The organism is Pseudomonas fluorescens (genome assembly GCF_003732425.1).
In the GTDB taxonomy this organism is placed as follows: domain Bacteria; phylum Pseudomonadota; class Gammaproteobacteria; order Pseudomonadales; family Pseudomonadaceae; genus Aquipseudomonas; species Aquipseudomonas fluorescens_BE.
This window is the reverse complement of the sequence record NZ_MOBX01000002.1, coordinates 225,062-242,079: the sequence shown is the minus strand read 5'-3', so window position 1 is coordinate 242,079 and position 17,018 is coordinate 225,062. Positions and strand designations below refer to the sequence as shown.

Below are 17,018 nucleotides of genomic sequence, written 5' to 3'. Positions count from 1 at the left end.
ACTTTGCTGGCCAGGATCGGCAAGCATTTCGCGAAGATTTTGGGATATCTCCCACCGAGTCATCTGAATTTTCCACAGTTGGTGGGAACATTTCAGACAACCCGGGGGAGATCGCCCCCTGACGTCAGGAAGACAGGTAGGAGGAGCGGGTCAGGCCCAGACGCAAGGCATCGAGAAATTGCGTGCGCTCGCTGGCACTGATGCGGGCACTGGCGCACTTGTCGCGGTAGTGGGTCATCAGTTCTTCCGGCGACAAGTGCACGTAACGCAGCATGTCTTCGATGGTGTCGTGGGTTTCGATGCCGGCGTGGTACACGCTGCCATCGGCGTTCTGGTAGATGTTCACCGAGTCGGTATCACCGAACAGGTTGTGCATGTCGCCAAGGATTTCCTGATAGGCACCGACCAGAAACACACCCAGCAGGTAGTCTTCGCCTTCATTCAAACCGTGCACCGGCAGGCTGGTTTCGATGCTCTGCTCGTCGACGTACTGATTGATCTTGCCGTCGGAGTCGCAGGTCAGGTCTTGCAGCACCGCGCGGCGCAGCGGCTCTTCATCGAGACGGTGCAGCGGGATGATCGGCAAGACCTGATCGATCGCCCAGGTGTCCGGCAGGCTCTGGAAAACCGAGAAGTTGCAGATGTACTTGTCGGCCAGCTTGTCGTTGAGCTCGTCGAGCACCTGACGGTGCGAACGCTGACGGGCTTTCAGCGAGTTGTGCAGGCGACGGCATACGGCGAAGTAGCACTGCTCGGCCAAAGCTTTTTCGGCCAGGGTCAATTTACCGTCGGCGTACTGGGCAGCAACGTCGCTCATGTAGTGAGTGGCACGCCAGTAGGTTTCGGTGACCATTTCAATGTCGGTCGGGCCGAGCAGGTCCACCAGCCACTGCACGGTTTCCGGCAGGTTTTCCTTGTTTTCGATCAGCGGGATTTCGTCGTTGTGCTTCTCGACGTCGGTCACCTGCACCACCAGCATGGCGTGGTGCGCGGTCAGCGAGCGGCCGCTTTCGGAGAAGATGTGCGGATGCGGCAGGCTCTGCGCATCGCAGAATTCCTTGAGCATGCCGACCACGACACCGGCGTAATCGTCCATGTCGTAGTTGATCGAGCTGGCGTTGCGCGAGTGCGTGCCGTCGTAGTCGACACCCAGACCGCCGCCGACGTCGATGTGATCGACCGGCAGACCGAGATTGCGCAGCTCGCCGTAGTAACGGATCGCTTCCTTGAAGCCGTGCTGATAGTCAGCGAGGTTGGCGATCTGCGAACCCATATGGAAGTGCAGCAGACGGATGCCCTGATCCAGGCCGGCCGCGCGGAAACGCTCGACCACCGACAGCAGTTGCGCCGCCGACAGACCGAATTTGGATTTCTCGCCACCGGTGTCCGCCCACTTCGACGAGGCCAGCGACGACAGGCGCACGCGCAGGCCGACCTGTGGCTTGACCTTGAGCGAGGCGGCTTCTTCGATCACCAGACCGACTTCGGATTCTTTCTCGATCACGATGAAGACATTGTGGCCGAGCTTCTGGCCCATCAGCGCCAGACGGATGAACTCGCGGTCCTTGTAACCGTTACAGACGATGGTGCCGCCCTTCGGCGCCAGTGCCAGCACGGCCAGCAGCTCAGGCTTGGAGCCGGCTTCCAGACCGATGGAAACGTCCTGGGTGGCGATGATGTTCTCGATCACCGCTTCTTGCTGGTTGACCTTGATCGGGTACAACGCGGTGTATTTGCTCTGGTATTCCAGGCGCTCAATGTTCGAGTCGAAAGCACCGGTCAGCTGACGAACACGGTCTTGCAGGATATCGGGGAAGCGAACCAGCAGCGGCAAGGACAAACCGCTTTTGCGCAGTTGGTCGACTTGTTCGAACAGGTCGATAGGCGAGCTGCTCGGGCCGTTCGGACGAACTTCGACGCGACCGGCGTCATTGATCGCGAAATACCCGGCCCCCCAATGGCGGATCCCGTAAACACTGCGGCTGTCCGCAACTGTCCATTGGCTGCCATCGTCTTTGCGTGTGCGTCGTACGGACATCGAAGTCCCCTATAAAGAAGTCATAGTGCGTCGCCTGATCTCAGGCCGGCGCAGTCTAAAGAATGAAAATGACGGTTCGTCAGCGCGGCGGTAGACCGCACTGACTGCGTGGAGTTTAGAAACCGGTCATGAACAGGCTCTGTGAAAACCATGGAGACGACACCGGATCTGAACTGCTTCAGCGCCGGATCAAGCCGCAGATGGATTTCACAGAGGCTGCTAGCCGCCGGATTTCTTCGCTTTGAAACCGTGCTTGATCAGCTCAGCCAAGAGTAGCTCGACATGATCGCCCTGGATTTCGATGATCCCGTCTTTCAACGCCCCACCGGTGCCGCAACGTTTCTTCAACGTTGTCGCCAGCTCCTTGAGCGCGTCTTCAGCCAGCGGCACGCCGGTGATGGTGGTCACCGTCTTGCCGCCACGGCCCTTGCTCTCGCGGCGCACGCGGGCAATGCCGTCACCGGCGGGAATCGCGGTTTGTTTGCAGATACAGGCGTCCACCGGCTTACTGCATTCCGGGCAATGACGACCTGCGTCGGTGGAAAATACCAGACCGCCCAGGGCGGCGAAGGATGCGGCTTTTTTGGCCACCGGCAATCCTCTTGGGAGGACAAAGACTGATCGCAACCTTGGGCAAGGTCAGCGACCGCGAAGCCCCACTCAGGCAGGGGCAGCGCTACTGCACCGATACAGATTCGTACGGAACTGTCGAACTTCACGACTATTCAATGTAGGAGCTGCCGAAGGCTGCGATCTTTTGATTCTGCTCTTGATAAAAGCAAGATCAAAAGATCGCAGCCTTCGGCAGCTCCTACAGGCTCACGTCGTGACGGCCAACAGGCCCACATCAAACCGTACCGGTGCAGCTTGAAAAGGTCGCGCAGTGTAACGGCAAAAATCCCGATTGCTAAGTGCCAATCGGCGCCAATTTATGTGTTCTTTGCGACGTCGCTTTGCTGCGCCTTCAGATAGCGCTTCAACGCGGCCAGAGAGTCCGGGCAATAAGGCTTCTGCTGGATTTCCCGCAGCACCTGCTCGACCGGAATAAAGCGCGCTTCCAGCACCTCTTCAGGTTGCAGTGTCAACGGCCCGTCCCACACGGCAGAAAACGCCGAACACCACAGGCGATTGCCGGTGTCCTCGAAGTAGAAATGGTCATGGGCCGTCAGCTCGACACCGCTGACGCCCAATTCCTCTTCCAGCTCGCGGGCCGCCGACTCGGCGTAAGTCTCGTCCGCCTGCACCATGCCACCCGCCGCGACGTCCCAATACCCGGGATAAATCGCCTTGCTCAACGTGCGCCGGTGCACGCAAAGCTCACCGGCGGAATTGAACAGCATGATGTAGGTGCCACGCCCGATCAGCCCGCGCTCGCGCAAATCGGCGCGGACAAGAGCGCCGAGCAGGTTGTCCTGCTCGTCGACCCAAGCGATCTGTTCGGCATCCGAGGCGGCGCGGTGGGCCGCCTCTTTCGCGCTATCGACCATGACTCAGCCCTGATTGAGCAGTTGACGCAAATCGATCACCGCGGCGTTGGCCCGGGAAATATAGTTGGCCATGACCAGCGAGTGGTTAGCCAGCACGCCGAAGCCGCTGCCGTTAAGAATCATAGGACTCCAGACCGGCTCCTGCGAAGCTTCCAGCTCACGGATGATCTGGCGCACGCTGACCGTGGCGTTTTTCTTCGCCAGCACATCGGCGAAGTCGACTTCGATGGCGCGCAGCAGGTGCGACAACGCCCAGGCTTGGCCGCGTGCTTCGTAGAACACGTTGTCGATCTGCATCCACGGGGTCTCGACGACTTCCTCGTCAACTTGCGGCACTTCACCGATGGCTGGCACTTCGGTTTTCAGCGCGGTGTTGAGTTTGACCCGGCCAACGCTGGCCGACAGGCGTTGCGACAGCGAACCGAGACGGGTGCCGACATCGCCCAGCCAGTTGTTCAGGTTGTCGGTGCGGGCATAGAACAGTGCGTTTTTCTGGGTTGGATCGGACAGGCGCGCCTGATAACGACTCAGCGAGTTGATGCCTTCCTGATACTCCGACTCACTCGACGGCAGGATCCAGCTCTTGTTGTCGAAGTTGAAACGCGGCTCGGCCTTGGCCAGATCGGCATCTTCCGCCGACTGCGACTGCGAACGGGCAAAGTCTTTGCGCAAGGCACGGGTCAGGTCACGCACCTGCACCAGCACGCCGTATTCCCAGCTTGGCGTGTTGTCCATCCACAGGCCCGGCGGGAAGCGGTCGTTGGAAATGTAGCCGCCCGGCTTGTTGAGCAAAGTGCCGGCAACGGTCTTCAGGGTTTCGACGGTGGTGTAGCCGATCACCATCTGCTTGCCTTCTTTCTCGGCCGCCACTTGAGCGTTTTGCGCGACCGGAAACAGCGCCGGCTCCTGGCTCCAGTACCAGCCGAGGCCAATGGTCACCAGCAGGTAGATGCCGATCAGCGTGGCCAATGCACGGCTGAACAGCAATCCGCCAACATAGCTGCGGGTGGCCGACTTGGGCTCGGCGGCACGTTCAGGCGCGCTGCCCGCGCGGTTTTTCCAGTCCAGCATGGCGATATCCTTTCAATCACTTGGGTTCAACGGTTCGACCACAACCATACAACAACGTGCCAAGGCCGGGCACCCGCACGTAAAGATAAGCCGCAATTCGTATGGGCGAATGACGCTTCGACGATGACTAAGGGAATCCCCGATGCCCGCGCCTCAGCCAAACAGATGCCAGGCCCGTGAAACCCCTTTGCGATCTCACGCACCGCGCGGTTAAAAGCACGCATCCCGCCCCTCGTACTTTCTGCCGAAACACCCGAATGATGGGGAGTTGAACGATGACGAGGTCAAAAACAAAACCGCCCGGTCAGAAACTGAATAGTGACGCACTGCAGATTATTGACGTACGACACTCGTGTAAGGGAAAAGAGGTGCTAGCATAGAGCCACCAGTCGATCTCAGCATGCAGCCTAACTAGTAGTCAGGATATGACCGAGCCAGAAGACCCCAGCCGTGAGCGTCTCAAGCACCACTTTGCCCAGCGGGTAATTCATCAGGCACGTCAGATTCTTGAGATATGGCAGCGCCTGCAACGCAGTGAGTGGTCCACGGTCGACCTCGCCGAACTGAGCGAGGCCAACTTGCGCCTGCTGCGTTTTGCCGAGCGTTTCGAGCAACCGGAGCACACTCAGCTCGCGCGCCATATCGGTCAGTCCCTGGAAGCGGTGGACGCCAATCGCGGCCGCCTCAGCAGTGGCCTGATCACTGACCTCAATCGTTTGATGCAGCGTTTGTCGCGCACCGGCCTGCGCCATGGCGATCAACTTGACCAGACTTTCCTGCCGCCGCTGCGCAAACCCATCTACGTGATGCTGCAGGATCACGACCGCGCCGAACGCCTGGCCAAACAGCTGGAATTCTTTGGCTTAAGCGCGCAAGCGCTGGACAGTGTTTCGGCCTTTCGCTCATCAATGGTCGAGCGCCTGCCTGCGGCGATCGTCATGGACGTGGACTTCAGCGGCGCCGGCATCGGCCTGAAGCTCGCCGCCGAAGCTCAGATCGGCCTGGAAGAGCCGCTGCCACTGCTGTTTTTCAGCCTGCACGAAACCGACACGCCCACTCGTCTCGCCGCCGTACGCGCCGGTGGCCAGGAATTTCTCACCGGCACCCTCGAAGCCTCGAGCCTGCTGGAGAAAATCGAAGTCCTTACCTGCGTCGCCCAGTACGAACCTTATAAAGTGCTGATCATCGACGACTCACGCGCGCAGGCCTTGCACACCGAGCGCCTGCTCAACAGCGCCGGGATCGTCACCCGCACCTTGATCGAACCGATTCAGGCGATGGCCGAACTGGCCGATTTCCAGCCCGACCTGATCATCCTCGACATGTACATGCCAGCCTGCACTGGCACCGAACTGGCCAAGGTGATCCGCCACAACGATCGCTATGTCAGCGTGCCGATCATCTACCTGTCAGCCGAAGACGATCTGGACAAGCAGCTCGACGCCATGAGTGAGGGCGGCGATGACTTCCTGACCAAACCGATCAAGCCGCGCCACCTGATCACCACCGTGCGCAACCGCGCCGCCCGCGCGCGCAACCTCAAAGCACGGATGGTCCGCGACAGCCTCACCGGTTTGTACAACCACACGCATATTCTGCAATTGCTTGAAGACTGCTCGTTCCGTGCTCGCCGCGAAAACAAGCCGTTGAGCTTTGCCATGCTCGACATCGACCACTTCAAACGGGTCAACGACAGCCATGGCCACCCGATGGGTGACCGGGTGATCAAGAGCCTCGCGCTGTTCCTCAAGCAGCGTTTGCGCAAAACCGATTTCATCGGCCGTTATGGCGGCGAAGAATTCGCCATCGTCATGCCCGACACCGATATAGAAGCCGCGCATAAAGTGCTCGACGAAATCCGCCAGCGCTTTGCCGAAATCCATTACCCGGCACAACCGCAGGACTTGTGGTGCACCTTCAGCGCCGGCGTGGTGGAAATGCACGATGACTGCGACAGCCTGATGATGGCCAGTCAGGCCGACGAAGCGCTGTACCGCGCCAAGGGTGCCGGACGCAATCGGGTGCAGACCGCGCGCGAATCAAAGCAAAGTGCCACTTTTTCATCGGATTCCACTGATTCGGTCATAACCCTGTAACAGAACCGCAATAAATTCAGGCGCTTACCATTTCTGCCGTTGGTAGCCGTCATGCGCCTGAAGTTGCTCACCAATCTCAATACGCTGCTGCTGGTCGCCGTGTGCCTCGCACTCGGCGCCACGCTGTGGTGGTCGCAAAAAGCCCTCGAACGCCCTTATCTGTTGATGGAGCGTTATCTTGGGCTGTCGCAACAATTTCAGAACGAGGTGGCGCGCAACGTCGAGGACTACCTCGCCAGCGGCGACGCTTTGCGCCTGAGCAGCGCCAGCCAGGCTATCGACGGTTTGCAGAAGGAACTCGGCGAATTGCCGCCGGCGCTGGCCGACACCCTCCGCCCGAGCCTGTCGGGCCTTGATGAGTTCAGCAAAACCGACCTGCTCGCCGCGGGCAAACTGGCCGGTGACCCGCAGGCGCTGCTGTTGCAGGCCGAACGCGAATTGAGCGCCAGCCTCGACCAGCTCAGCACGTACGCCAATGGTAATGCGGCTTATCTGACGCCATTGCTCGCCGCGTCGCAGCACGTGGGCAAACTCTCGCTGGCACGGGACAAACTGGTCAGCAGCGGGCGCAGTGAACTGGCCGCCGATGTTGAGCGCGAAGTCAGCAACATCCGGGCTCAGGCTCAGGCGATCGATGCCCTGCCCTTGCTCGGCGTGGTCGCCAAAAACGAATCGGGCAGCGACGACTTCGCGGCGATGATGGGCATCGAAAACACCGAAAAAACCGTCGCCGAGGATGCCGGCGTCGGCCTCAAGCGCGAACTTAACAGCTTGCTCGGACGTTATCCGGCGGAGCTTGAGCGCACCCGCGATCAGATTCAGAAACGCACGGAGTTGAGTGCCGCCACTCACCAGAAAATCACCGCGGTACAGCAAGCCATCGCAGGTCTGGAACCGGTGGTCCGCGCCCAGCACGGCCAGATCCAGGGCGAAGTGCGCTTGATGCAAGGCGTGATGATCGGTTTGATACTGCTGATTGCCCTGCTGATTGATACCTTGCAACGCCGACTTTCACGCACCCTGACCAATCTCGCGCCAGCCCTGTCGACCTGGGCCGAAGGTGACTTCAGTAGCGATATTCATCTGGGCAAGACCAACCGCGAGTTGCACGACATTGAAGCCTCGCTGAACCGCTTGCGCGCGTATCTGGTGGATCTGGTCGGCACCATTCGCGGCAATGCCGAACAAGTGGCGGGCAGCAGTCGCACCCTCGCCGAACTGAGCAACGATTTGCACAGCGGTGCCGAACATCAGGCCGGCGATACCGCGCTGATCCGCGATTCCCTCGGCGAGCTGGAGGCCACCATTCAGCAGGTGGCCGGCGATGCGCAGCAGGCAGCGGATGCCAGCCGTCACGCCGGACTGGCGGTCGAACATGGCCAGGCCGTGATTGGCCAGAGCCTGACCGGATTGCATGCATTGGTCGGCGAAGTGCAGGGCAATGCGCAGATGATCGAGCATCTGGCTGAAGAGTCGGCGACCATCGGCGGCGTGTTGACCGTGATTCGCTCGATCGCCGACCAGACCAACCTGCTGGCCCTGAACGCGGCGATTGAAGCGGCACGCGCCGGGGAAATGGGTCGCGGGTTTGCCGTGGTCGCCGAGGAAGTCCGCTCATTGGCACAACGCACCGCAGGCGCAACCGCCGAGATTCAAACGCTGATCGCCGGCCTGCAAACCGCCGCCCGCCAATCGGTGGAAGGCATGCGCGCGCAGGTCGAACACGCCGAAGCCACGGCCAATCAGGCGCAAGCGGCGGATGGCGCGCTGGATAAAATCGTCGGTGCGATCCAGACCATTTCCGACACGGCGATCCGCATTGCCGATGTCACCGCGCAGCAAAGCGGCGCGGTCAGCGAGATTCGCGATCACAGTGAGCGGATTCATCAACTGGGTGGGGATAATCTGGTGCGCATCGGTCGCGGACGCGAACAGGGCGAAAATCTGCTGGTATTGGGCGGGCAATTGCATACAGCTGTTCAGGCATTTCGCGTCTGATAGACCGCCTTCGCGAGCAGGCTCGCTCCCACATTGGAATGCATACCCCTGTGGGAGCGAGCCTGCTCGCGAAGGCGTCAGTCCAGACACCACAAGTGACCGGATCAAATCACTTGGTCACATATTTCGCGCAAACATCGGCCATCGTGCTGGCTATTGCATAGAACTGGACAGTCACAAAGTCTTTGCGGCATAGTCGCCGGGTTCTGACGATTGCTCATTCATAACAAGGACTACGCAGATGGCGACCCTACTGGTGCTGCACGGCCCCAACCTGAACCTGCTCGGCACCCGCGAACCCGGCACTTACGGTTCAACGACTCTGGCGCAGATCAATCAGGATCTGGAACGCCGCGCCCGTGAAGCCGGCCATCATCTGCTCTATCTGCAAAGCAATGCCGAGTACGAATTGATCGACCGCATCCACGCCGCGCGCGGCGAAGGTGTCGATTTCATTCTGATCAATCCAGCAGCTTTTACGCACACAAGTGTCGCATTACGTGACGCGTTGCTGGGAGTGAGCATCCCATTCATCGAAGTGCATTTGTCCAACGTGCACAAACGCGAACCTTTCCGCCATCACTCTTACTTCTCCGACGTAGCGGTGGGAGTGATCTGCGGCCTTGGCGCCAGCGGTTACCGACTGGCCCTGGAGGCTGCGCTAGAACAGCTTGAAACACAGGCAACGGCTTGAACTACAAGCGTTAAACGCCCCTGACCGACCCTTGGGAGTTGATGATTCATGGATATCCGTAAAGTTAAGAAACTGATCGAATTGCTGGAAGAGTCCGGCATCGACGAGCTCGAGATCAAGGAAGGCGAAGAGTCCGTACGCATCAGCCGCCACAGCAAGACCCCGGCTCAGCAGTACTACGCGCCGGCTCCGATGCAGGCTCCGGCTGCCGCACCTGTTGCTGCCGCTGCTCCGGTTGCGGCCGCAGCCCCGGCTGCCGCTGCTGCGCCAGCGCTGAACGGCACTGTTGCCCGTTCGCCGATGGTCGGCACCTTCTACCGCAAATCTTCGCCAACCTCGCCATCCTTCGTTGAAGTCGGCCAGACCGTGAAGAAAGGCGACACTCTGTGCATCGTTGAAGCCATGAAGATGATGAACCACATCGAAGCTGAAACCAGCGGTGTGATCGAGTCCATCCTCGTCGAAGACGGCCAGCCGGTTGAGTACGACCAACCGCTGTTCACCATCGTTTGAACTGCGGAGAGCCTTTGATGACTGCGAAGTTGGAAAAAGTTCTGATCGCGAACCGCGGTGAGATCGCCCTGCGGATTCTGCGTGCCTGCAAAGAGATGGGCATCAAGACCGTCGCCGTTTACTCCAAGGCCGACAAAGAGCTGATGCACCTGGGTCTGGCAGACGAATCCGTCTGCATCGGCCCGGCGTCTGCTGCTCAGTCCTACCTGCACATCCCGGCCATCATCGCTGCCGCTGAAGTGACTGGCGCTACCGCCATTCACCCAGGCTACGGCTTCCTCGCGGAAAACGCCGATTTTGCCGAGCAGGTCGAGAACTCCGGCTTCGCTTTCATCGGCCCGAAAGCCGACACCATTCGCCTGATGGGCGACAAGGTATCGGCCAAGCACGCGATGATCGAAGCAGGCGTGCCAACCGTTCCAGGCTCCGACGGTCCGCTGCCGGAAGACGAAGAAACGGCATTGCGCATCGGTCGTGAAGTCGGCTACCCGGTGATCATCAAAGCCGCTGGCGGCGGTGGTGGTCGCGGCATGCGCGTAGTGCACAAGGAAGAAGACCTGATCGCCTCGGCGAAACTGACCCGCTCTGAAGCAGGCGCGGCGTTCGGCAACCCGATGGTCTATCTGGAAAAATTCCTGACCAACCCGCGTCACGTCGAAGTACAAGTGCTGTCCGACGGCCAGGGCCACGCAATCCATCTGGGTGACCGCGATTGCTCGCTGCAACGTCGTCACCAGAAGGTTCTCGAAGAAGCGCCGGCACCGGGCATCGACGAGCAGGCTCGCCAGGAAGTACTGGCTCGCTGCGTCAAAGCGTGCATCGACATCGGCTACCGCGGTGCGGGTACTTTCGAGTTCCTGTACGAGAACGGTCGTTTCTACTTCATCGAAATGAACACCCGTGTTCAGGTGGAGCACCCGGTTTCGGAAATGGTCACCGGCATCGACATCGTCAAGGAGATGCTCAGCATCGCCGCTGGCAACAAGCTGTCGTTCACTCAGGATGACGTGGTGATTCGCGGTCACTCGCTGGAGTGCCGGATCAACGCTGAAGACCCGAAAACCTTCATGCCGAGCCCGGGTACGGTCAAGCATTTCCACGCTCCAGGCGGCAACGGCGTTCGCGTCGATTCGCACCTGTACAGCGGTTATGCCGTTCCGCCGAACTACGACTCGCTGATCGGCAAGCTGATCACCTACGGCGCCACCCGCGACGAAGCCATGGCACGCATGCGCAATGCCCTGGACGAAATCGTGGTTGACGGGATCAAGACCAATATCCCGCTGCACCGTGATCTGGTTCGTGACGAAGGCTTCTGCAAAGGGGGCGTGAACATTCACTACCTCGAGCACAAGCTGGCTGGCGAGAAGCACTAAGCTTCAACCCGCACCAGACAAAGCCGCCTTCGGGCGGCTTTGTTGTTTCTGGGGCAGATCAAAAGATCGCAGCCTGCGGCAGCTCCTACAGCGGAACACATTCCAATTGTAGGAGCTGCCGCAGGCTGCGATCTTTTGATCTTCGGCCATGGTCGTGTTCTGCCGCGCGCTCGCGTAAACTTGCGCGCTTCTCGCCGGCCGCTAGGCTGCAATCAATATTTTTCAAAGGTGCCCGCCATGCCTTGGCTGCAAGTACGTCTCGCCATCAGCCCGGAACAAGCCGAAACCTACGAAGACGCTTTCCTTGAAGTGGGCGCCGTGTCGGTGACCTTCATGGACGCCGAAGATCAGCCGATCTTCGAGCCGGAACTCAACACCACCCCGCTGTGGGCGCATACGCACCTGCTCGCGCTGTTCGAGGGCGGCACCGAACCTGCACCGGTGCTGGCCCATCTGGAACTGCTGACCGGCAGCCCGTTGCCCGAGCACCACAGCGAAGTCATTGAAGATCAGGACTGGGAACGCAGCTGGATGGACGGTTTCCAGCCGATGCGTTTCGGCCAGCGCCTGTGGATCGTGCCGAGCTGGCACGCCGCGCCGGAACCTGACGCAGTCAACCTGCTGCTCGATCCGGGCCTGGCCTTCGGCACCGGCACCCACCCGACCACCGCACTGTGCCTGGAATGGCTCGACGGTCAGGACCTGAAAGACTGCAACGTGCTCGACTTCGGTTGCGGCTCGGGGATCCTCGCGATCGCCGCCCTGCTGCTCGGCGCGAAAGAAGCCGTCGGTACCGACATCGACGTGCAGGCGCTGGAAGCCTCGCGCGACAACGCCGGGCGCAACAACATCGCCGACGAACTGTTCCCGCTGTACCTGCCGGAAGATCTGCCGCAGGTTCAAGCCGACGTGCTGGTCGCCAACATTCTCGCCGGCCCGCTGGTTTCGCTGGCGCCGCAACTGTCCACACTGGTCAAGTCCGGTGGACGTCTGGCGCTGTCGGGCATTCTCGCCGAGCAAGGTGAGGAAGTCGCCGCAGCTTATGCGCAGGACTTCGACCTCGACCCGATCGCCAATCGCGATGGCTGGGTGCGCATCACTGGCCGTCGGCGCTAATATGACCGCCTGCATAATCCGGATCGCCGCATGACCGACAGTTTCGTCACCCAGTGCCCGCATTGCCAAACCAGTTTCCGCGTCAGCCATGCTCAATTGAGCGTGGCCCGCGGGGTGGTTCGCTGCGGCTCCTGCCTGCAAGTGTTCAACGCCGCCAAACAGCTGCTGGAACAACACGCCGGCAAGGACGTGGTGACGCCGGCTGCGCCGCTCATTGCCGCGTTGCCTGACGAAGTGCCGCCGGCCGTTGAGCCGCCGCCCATCGTCGAGCAACCCGAGCCGCGCGCCATCAGCCAAAAGCAGTGGAGCGCCTCGGCGCTTGATCTCGACAGCCTTGATCTGGACGAAGAACTCGCCCGCCTCGAACAACGGGAAATCCAGCCAGCCACCGAACTCGGCCGGGTGCGCGAAGACACCCTGAGTGCCCGTCGCGACAGCCCGGAGCCGGAAGACGCCGCATGGCCAGGCAGCCTGTTCAGCGAACCCGCCGATGAGCGGATGCCTGAGCCGGAGGACGAGCCGCTGATTGACGAAATTGAACCGGTCAAATCCGAGCGCACCGAACCTTCGCTGTCGCTGGAACCGGTGGACCTGGATGACGAGCCGGCAATCCCGCATCTGCGCCTGCACGACCCGATCGACCCGAACGCCCGCCGCGAGCGCTTGTCGACCAGCGACGAGGTCGATGACGACGATTTGCCATCGATCGAGCCGCTGCGCAAAAAGCGCGAACGTGCAGAGCCGGGTGTGCGCGCCGAAGTCCTGCAAGACCTGACCGACGACCCGCTGCAACTGGACTGGCAGAAACGCCGCTCGCCGTGGGGACGCCGCTTGCTCTGGCTGCTGTTGGTGCTGCTGGCGGCAGGCGGACTGGCTGCCCAATACATCGCCTATCATTTCGATGAACTGGCCCGCCAGGATCAATACCGCCCGTGGTTCCAGCAAATCTGCCCGCAGATTGGCTGCACGGTGCCGTCCAAGGTCGACATCGCCCGGATCAAGAGCAGCAACCTGGTGGTGCGCAGTCATCCGGAGTTCAATGGCGCACTGGTGGTCGACGCGATCATTTATAACCGCGCGACGTTCTCTCAGCCCTTTCCATTACTGGAACTGCGCTTTGCCGATCTCAACGGCCACCTGATCGCCAGTCGTCGCTTCAAACCCGGCGAGTACCTCAGAGGGGATCTTGAGGGTCTGGCGGAGATGCCGCCGCAGACGCCGATCCACATTGCGCTGGATATCCTCGATCCAGGCCCGAAAGCGGTGAATTACAGCCTGAGTTTCCACTCTCCCGAGTGAATCCCTGCGTCGCTTTGCAATTGACGGCGGTTTTCTGACTTTGCCACGCACAACCAAACCCGTGGCGATAACAGAATAACTGTTCAGATTTTGTTCAATTCAGCCTTTATCCAGTCATCGAGAGCGGGTATCATGCCAACCCTTTTTCGAACTCTCATGATCCGGCCCCACCTCAGGGAAGTCCTATGTCGGCGGTACGCATCGGCCCATACACATTGCAGAACGGCTTGATTCTCGCCCCGATGGCGGGAGTCACCGACCAGCCCTTTCGTCAGCTGTGCAAGCGTCTGGGCGCAGGGCTTGTAGTCTCGGAAATGGTCACCAGTGACATGAGCCTGTGGAACACCCGCAAGTCGCGCATGCGCATGATCCACGAAGGCGATCCCGAGCCGCGCTCGGTGCAGATTGCCGGTGGCGATGCGCAGATGCTGGCGGATGCGGCCCGGGCCAACGTCGAGCTGGGCGCACAGATTATTGATATCAACATGGGTTGCCCGGCAAAGAAGGTCTGCAACAAGGCCGCCGGTTCCGCGTTGTTGAAGGACGAAGCATTGGTGACCGAGATCCTGCAGGCCGTTGTGGCCGCGGTTGATGTGCCGGTCACCTTGAAGATCCGCACTGGCTGGGATCGCGACAACAAGAACGGCCTGACCGTGGCGAAGATCGCCGAGCAGGCCGGGATCACCGCGCTAGCAGTGCATGGCCGCACTCGCGCCGATCTGTACACCGGTGAAGCCGAATACGACACGATTGCCGCGATCAAGCAGGCCGTGTCGATGCCGGTGTTTGCCAATGGCGATATCGATTCGCCGGAAAAGGCCCGTTACGTGCTCGACGCGACCGGTGCCGATGGCCTGTTGGTTGGCCGTGCCGCTCAGGGGCGGCCGTGGATTTTTCGCGAGATCGATCACTTCCTGCGTACCGGCGAGAAATTGCCGGCACCGAAGCTGATCGAGGTGGAACGCATTCTGCTAGAGCATCTGGCCGCACTTCACGCTTTCTATGGGGACGTGATGGGCGTGCGCATTGCGCGCAAGCATGTGGGCTGGTATCTCGCAACCTTGCCGGGCGCCAGGGAGTTTCGCGCCCGTTTCAATCGTTTGGATGGTACGGAAACACAATGCGCCAATGTTCGGGAGTTCTTCGCCGAGCATTACAAGAGCCTGACAGGGGACGATGAAGGGGTGGCCGCATGACGATGATGACCGAGACTTTAGTGAGTGGAACAACACCCGTGAGCGACAACGTGAATTTGAAACAGCACCTCAACACCCCGAGCGAAGAAGGCCAGACCCTTCGCGGGAGTGTCGAGAAGGCGCTGCACAATTATTTCGCCCACCTTGAGGGCGCGTCCGTCACGGATGTGTACAACCTGGTGCTCTCCGAAGTCGAGGCTCCCCTGCTCGAAAGCGTGATGAACTACGTCAAGGGCAACCAGACCAAGGCCAGTGAGCTGCTCGGACTTAACCGCGGCACGCTGCGCAAGAAACTCAAGCAGTACGATCTGCTGTAAGCATTCAATCAAACCAGAAAGGCGCCCGCGTAAAAAACGGTCGCCTTTTTTGCTGACTTCCTTTGCTTTTGATGGAAATTGAGATGACCGACCAGACTACCCGCCTGCCGATCCGCCGCGCCTTGATCAGCGTTTCCGACAAGACCGGGATCCTCGAATTCGCCAAGGAGCTTGAGGCTCTGGGCGTCGAGATCCTCTCCACCGGCGGGACGTTCAAGCTGCTGCGCGACAACGGTGTTGCCGCAGTGGAAGTCGCGGATTACACCGGTTTCGCCGAGATGATGGACGGCCGGGTGAAAACCCTGCACCCGAAAATCCACGGCGGCATCCTCGGTCGTCGCGGTATCGACGACGCCATCATGAGCGAGCACGGTATCAAGCCGATCGACCTGGTTGCGGTCAACCTGTACCCGTTCGAAGCCACCATCAACAAGCCAGGCTGCGACCTGCCGACCGCGATCGAGAACATCGACATCGGCGGCCCGACCATGGTCCGTTCGGCAGCGAAAAACCATAAAGACGTAGCGATCGTGGTGAATGCCAGCGATTACGCCAGCGTCCTCGAAGGCCTGAAGGCCGGTGGCCTGACCTACGCTCAGCGTTTCGACCTGATGCTCAAGGCCTTCGAACACACCGCCGCCTACGACGGCATGATCGCCAACTACATGGGCACTGTGAATCAGGCCGCTGAAACCCTGAGCACCGAAGACCGCAGCGAATTCCCGCGCACCTTCAACAGCCAGTTCATCAAGGCCCAGGAAATGCGCTACGGCGAGAACCCGCACCAGAGCGCGGCGTTCTACGTGGAAGCCAAGCCTGCCGAAGTCGGCATCGCCACCGCAACCCAACTGCAAGGCAAAGAGCTGTCGTACAACAACGTGGCCGACACCGACGCCGCACTGGAATGCGTGAAGAGCTTCGTCAAGCCAGCCTGCGTGATCGTCAAGCACGCCAACCCGTGCGGCGTGGCGGTCAGCCCGGACGCTGAAGGCGGCATCCGTCAGGCTTACGAACTGGCTTACGCGACTGACACCGAATCGGCATTCGGCGGCATCATCGCGTTCAACCGTGAACTGGATGCGGAGACCGCTAAAGCGATCGTCGACCGTCAGTTCGTGGAAGTGATCATCGCCCCAAGCGTCAGCGCAGAAGCCCGCGCCATCGTTGCGGCCAAAGCCAACGTGCGCCTGCTGGCCTGCGGCGAGTGGTCGGCCGACCGCGCAGCCGCGTGGGACTACAAGCGCGTCAACGGTGGCCTGCTGGTGCAGAGCCGCGACATCGGCATGATCAGCGCCGATGACCTGAAGGTCGTGACCAAACGTGCCCCGACCGAACAGGAAATCCACGACCTGATCTTCGCCTGGAAAGTGGCCAAGTACGTTAAATCCAACGCCATCGTCTACGCCAAGAACCGTCAGACCATCGGTGTCGGCGCTGGCCAGATGAGCCGCGTAAACTCGGCACGTATCGCTGCGATCAAGGCTGAGCACGCGGGTCTGCAAGTGGCCGGCTCGGTGATGGCCTCGGACGCGTTCTTCCCGTTCCGCGACGGTCTGGACAACGCGGCCAAGGTCGGTATCACTGCAGTGATCCAGCCGGGCGGCTCGATGCGTGACGCTGAAGTGATTGCCGCTGCTGATGAGGCTGGCATCGCCATGGTCTTCACCGGCATGCGCCACTTCCGTCACTGATACACCGCTCCCTCTGTGTAGGAGCTGCCGCAGGCTGCGATCTTTTGATCTTGCTGTTGAAAGAGCAAAAGATCGCAGCCTTCGGCAGCTCCTACAGGTTCAGTCCGCAGAGGTTTGGAAGCGCCC

The 17,018-nt window shown here is 60.4% G+C and carries 14 protein-coding genes; 10 read left to right on the top strand and 4 right to left on the bottom strand.

Annotated features, from left to right (window positions below; translation table 11 throughout):
* Nucleotides 1-124 precede the first annotated feature (124 nt).
* From speA to BK670_RS02510, 4 genes are all read right to left on the bottom strand, one after another.
* Nucleotides 125-2,038, bottom strand: a complete 1,914-nt coding sequence (gene speA, locus BK670_RS02525) for an arginine decarboxylase (protein ID WP_093430253.1) — start codon at nucleotides 2,036-2,038, stop codon at nucleotides 125-127.
* Nucleotides 2,039-2,257: 219 nt separating this feature from the next.
* Nucleotides 2,258-2,629 carry a translation initiation factor Sui1 gene (locus BK670_RS02520; RefSeq protein ID WP_123448468.1) on the bottom strand — a complete coding sequence of 124 codons (372 nt, stop codon included), beginning with the start codon at nucleotides 2,627-2,629 and terminating at the stop codon, nucleotides 2,258-2,260.
* A gap of 338 nt (nucleotides 2,630-2,967) precedes the next feature.
* A complete protein-coding gene (locus BK670_RS02515; protein ID WP_123448467.1) occupies nucleotides 2,968-3,525 on the bottom strand; it encodes an NUDIX hydrolase in 558 nt (185 codons plus the stop codon).
* A gap of 3 nt (nucleotides 3,526-3,528) precedes the next feature.
* The gene (locus BK670_RS02510) at nucleotides 3,529-4,596 is read right to left on the bottom strand and encodes a DUF2333 family protein (RefSeq protein WP_123448466.1); all 1,068 of its coding nucleotides are present in this window, start codon (nucleotides 4,594-4,596) and stop codon (nucleotides 3,529-3,531) included.
* Nucleotides 4,597-5,021: 425 nt separating this feature from the next.
* Between BK670_RS02510 and gcbA the strand changes: the two genes are divergently transcribed.
* From gcbA to purH, 10 genes are all read left to right on the top strand, one after another.
* Entirely contained in the window at nucleotides 5,022-6,692 is a 1,671-nt protein-coding gene (gene gcbA, locus BK670_RS02505) for a diguanylate cyclase GcbA (RefSeq protein ID WP_123448465.1), read from the top strand.
* 51 nt (nucleotides 6,693-6,743) lie between these two features.
* Complete coding sequence (locus BK670_RS02500) at nucleotides 6,744-8,690, top strand: methyl-accepting chemotaxis protein (RefSeq protein WP_123448464.1); 1,947 nt, start codon at nucleotides 6,744-6,746, stop codon at nucleotides 8,688-8,690.
* Nucleotides 8,691-8,931: 241 nt separating this feature from the next.
* The gene (gene aroQ, locus BK670_RS02495) at nucleotides 8,932-9,384 is read left to right on the top strand and encodes a type II 3-dehydroquinate dehydratase (RefSeq protein ID WP_093430249.1); all 453 of its coding nucleotides are present in this window, start codon (nucleotides 8,932-8,934) and stop codon (nucleotides 9,382-9,384) included.
* Nucleotides 9,385-9,432: 48 nt separating this feature from the next.
* Entirely contained in the window at nucleotides 9,433-9,897 is a 465-nt protein-coding gene (gene accB, locus BK670_RS02490; protein ID WP_096819740.1) for an acetyl-CoA carboxylase biotin carboxyl carrier protein, read from the top strand.
* Nucleotides 9,898-9,914: 17 nt separating this feature from the next.
* The gene (gene accC / locus BK670_RS02485) at nucleotides 9,915-11,273 is read left to right on the top strand and encodes an acetyl-CoA carboxylase biotin carboxylase subunit (protein WP_100846379.1); all 1,359 of its coding nucleotides are present in this window, start codon (nucleotides 9,915-9,917) and stop codon (nucleotides 11,271-11,273) included.
* Between the two features lie 237 nt (nucleotides 11,274-11,510).
* Complete coding sequence (prmA, locus tag BK670_RS02480) at nucleotides 11,511-12,389, top strand: 50S ribosomal protein L11 methyltransferase (RefSeq protein ID WP_123448463.1); 879 nt, start codon at nucleotides 11,511-11,513, stop codon at nucleotides 12,387-12,389.
* Between the two features lie 30 nt (nucleotides 12,390-12,419).
* Nucleotides 12,420-13,688: a DUF3426 domain-containing protein gene (locus BK670_RS02475; RefSeq protein ID WP_123448462.1), complete on the top strand. Its 1,269-nt coding sequence runs from the start codon at nucleotides 12,420-12,422 to the stop codon at nucleotides 13,686-13,688.
* Nucleotides 13,689-13,873: 185 nt separating this feature from the next.
* Entirely contained in the window at nucleotides 13,874-14,884 is a 1,011-nt protein-coding gene (dusB, locus tag BK670_RS02470; RefSeq protein WP_123448461.1) for a tRNA dihydrouridine synthase DusB, read from the top strand.
* Nucleotides 14,881-15,201, top strand: coding sequence for a DNA-binding transcriptional regulator Fis (gene fis / locus BK670_RS02465; protein WP_002555375.1), 321 nt, complete (start codon nucleotides 14,881-14,883; stop codon nucleotides 15,199-15,201). Before dusB ends, fis begins: the two co-directional genes overlap by 4 nt.
* Before the next feature lie 83 nt (nucleotides 15,202-15,284).
* Nucleotides 15,285-16,892 (top strand): bifunctional phosphoribosylaminoimidazolecarboxamide formyltransferase/IMP cyclohydrolase, encoded by a 1,608-nt coding sequence (gene purH / locus BK670_RS02460; protein WP_123448460.1) that lies wholly within the window; start codon nucleotides 15,285-15,287, stop codon nucleotides 16,890-16,892.
* Nucleotides 16,893-17,018 lie beyond the last annotated feature (126 nt).

Excerpts from the sequence above, each read along its gene's own strand:
- BK670_RS02515 (WP_123448467.1), bottom strand. The coding sequence starts at position 3,525 with ATGGTCGATAGCGCGAAAGAGGCGGCCCACCGCGCCGCCTCGGATGCC.
- speA (WP_093430253.1), bottom strand. The coding sequence starts at position 2,038 with ATGTCCGTACGACGCACACGCAAAGACGATGGCAGCCAATGGACAGTT.
- accC (WP_100846379.1), top strand. The coding sequence starts at position 9,915 with ATGACTGCGAAGTTGGAAAAAGTTCTGATCGCGAACCGCGGTGAGATC.
- dusB (WP_123448461.1), top strand. The coding sequence starts at position 13,874 with ATGTCGGCGGTACGCATCGGCCCATACACATTGCAGAACGGCTTGATT.
- prmA (WP_123448463.1), top strand. The coding sequence starts at position 11,511 with ATGCCTTGGCTGCAAGTACGTCTCGCCATCAGCCCGGAACAAGCCGAA.
- purH (WP_123448460.1), top strand. The coding sequence starts at position 15,285 with ATGACCGACCAGACTACCCGCCTGCCGATCCGCCGCGCCTTGATCAGC.
- BK670_RS02500 (WP_123448464.1), top strand. The coding sequence starts at position 6,744 with ATGCGCCTGAAGTTGCTCACCAATCTCAATACGCTGCTGCTGGTCGCC.
- BK670_RS02510 (WP_123448466.1), bottom strand. The coding sequence starts at position 4,596 with ATGCTGGACTGGAAAAACCGCGCGGGCAGCGCGCCTGAACGTGCCGCC.
- fis (WP_002555375.1), top strand. The coding sequence starts at position 14,881 with ATGACGATGATGACCGAGACTTTAGTGAGTGGAACAACACCCGTGAGC.
- BK670_RS02475 (WP_123448462.1), top strand. The coding sequence starts at position 12,420 with ATGACCGACAGTTTCGTCACCCAGTGCCCGCATTGCCAAACCAGTTTC.
- aroQ (WP_093430249.1), top strand. The coding sequence starts at position 8,932 with ATGGCGACCCTACTGGTGCTGCACGGCCCCAACCTGAACCTGCTCGGC.
- gcbA (WP_123448465.1), top strand. The coding sequence starts at position 5,022 with ATGACCGAGCCAGAAGACCCCAGCCGTGAGCGTCTCAAGCACCACTTT.
- accB (WP_096819740.1), top strand. The coding sequence starts at position 9,433 with ATGGATATCCGTAAAGTTAAGAAACTGATCGAATTGCTGGAAGAGTCC.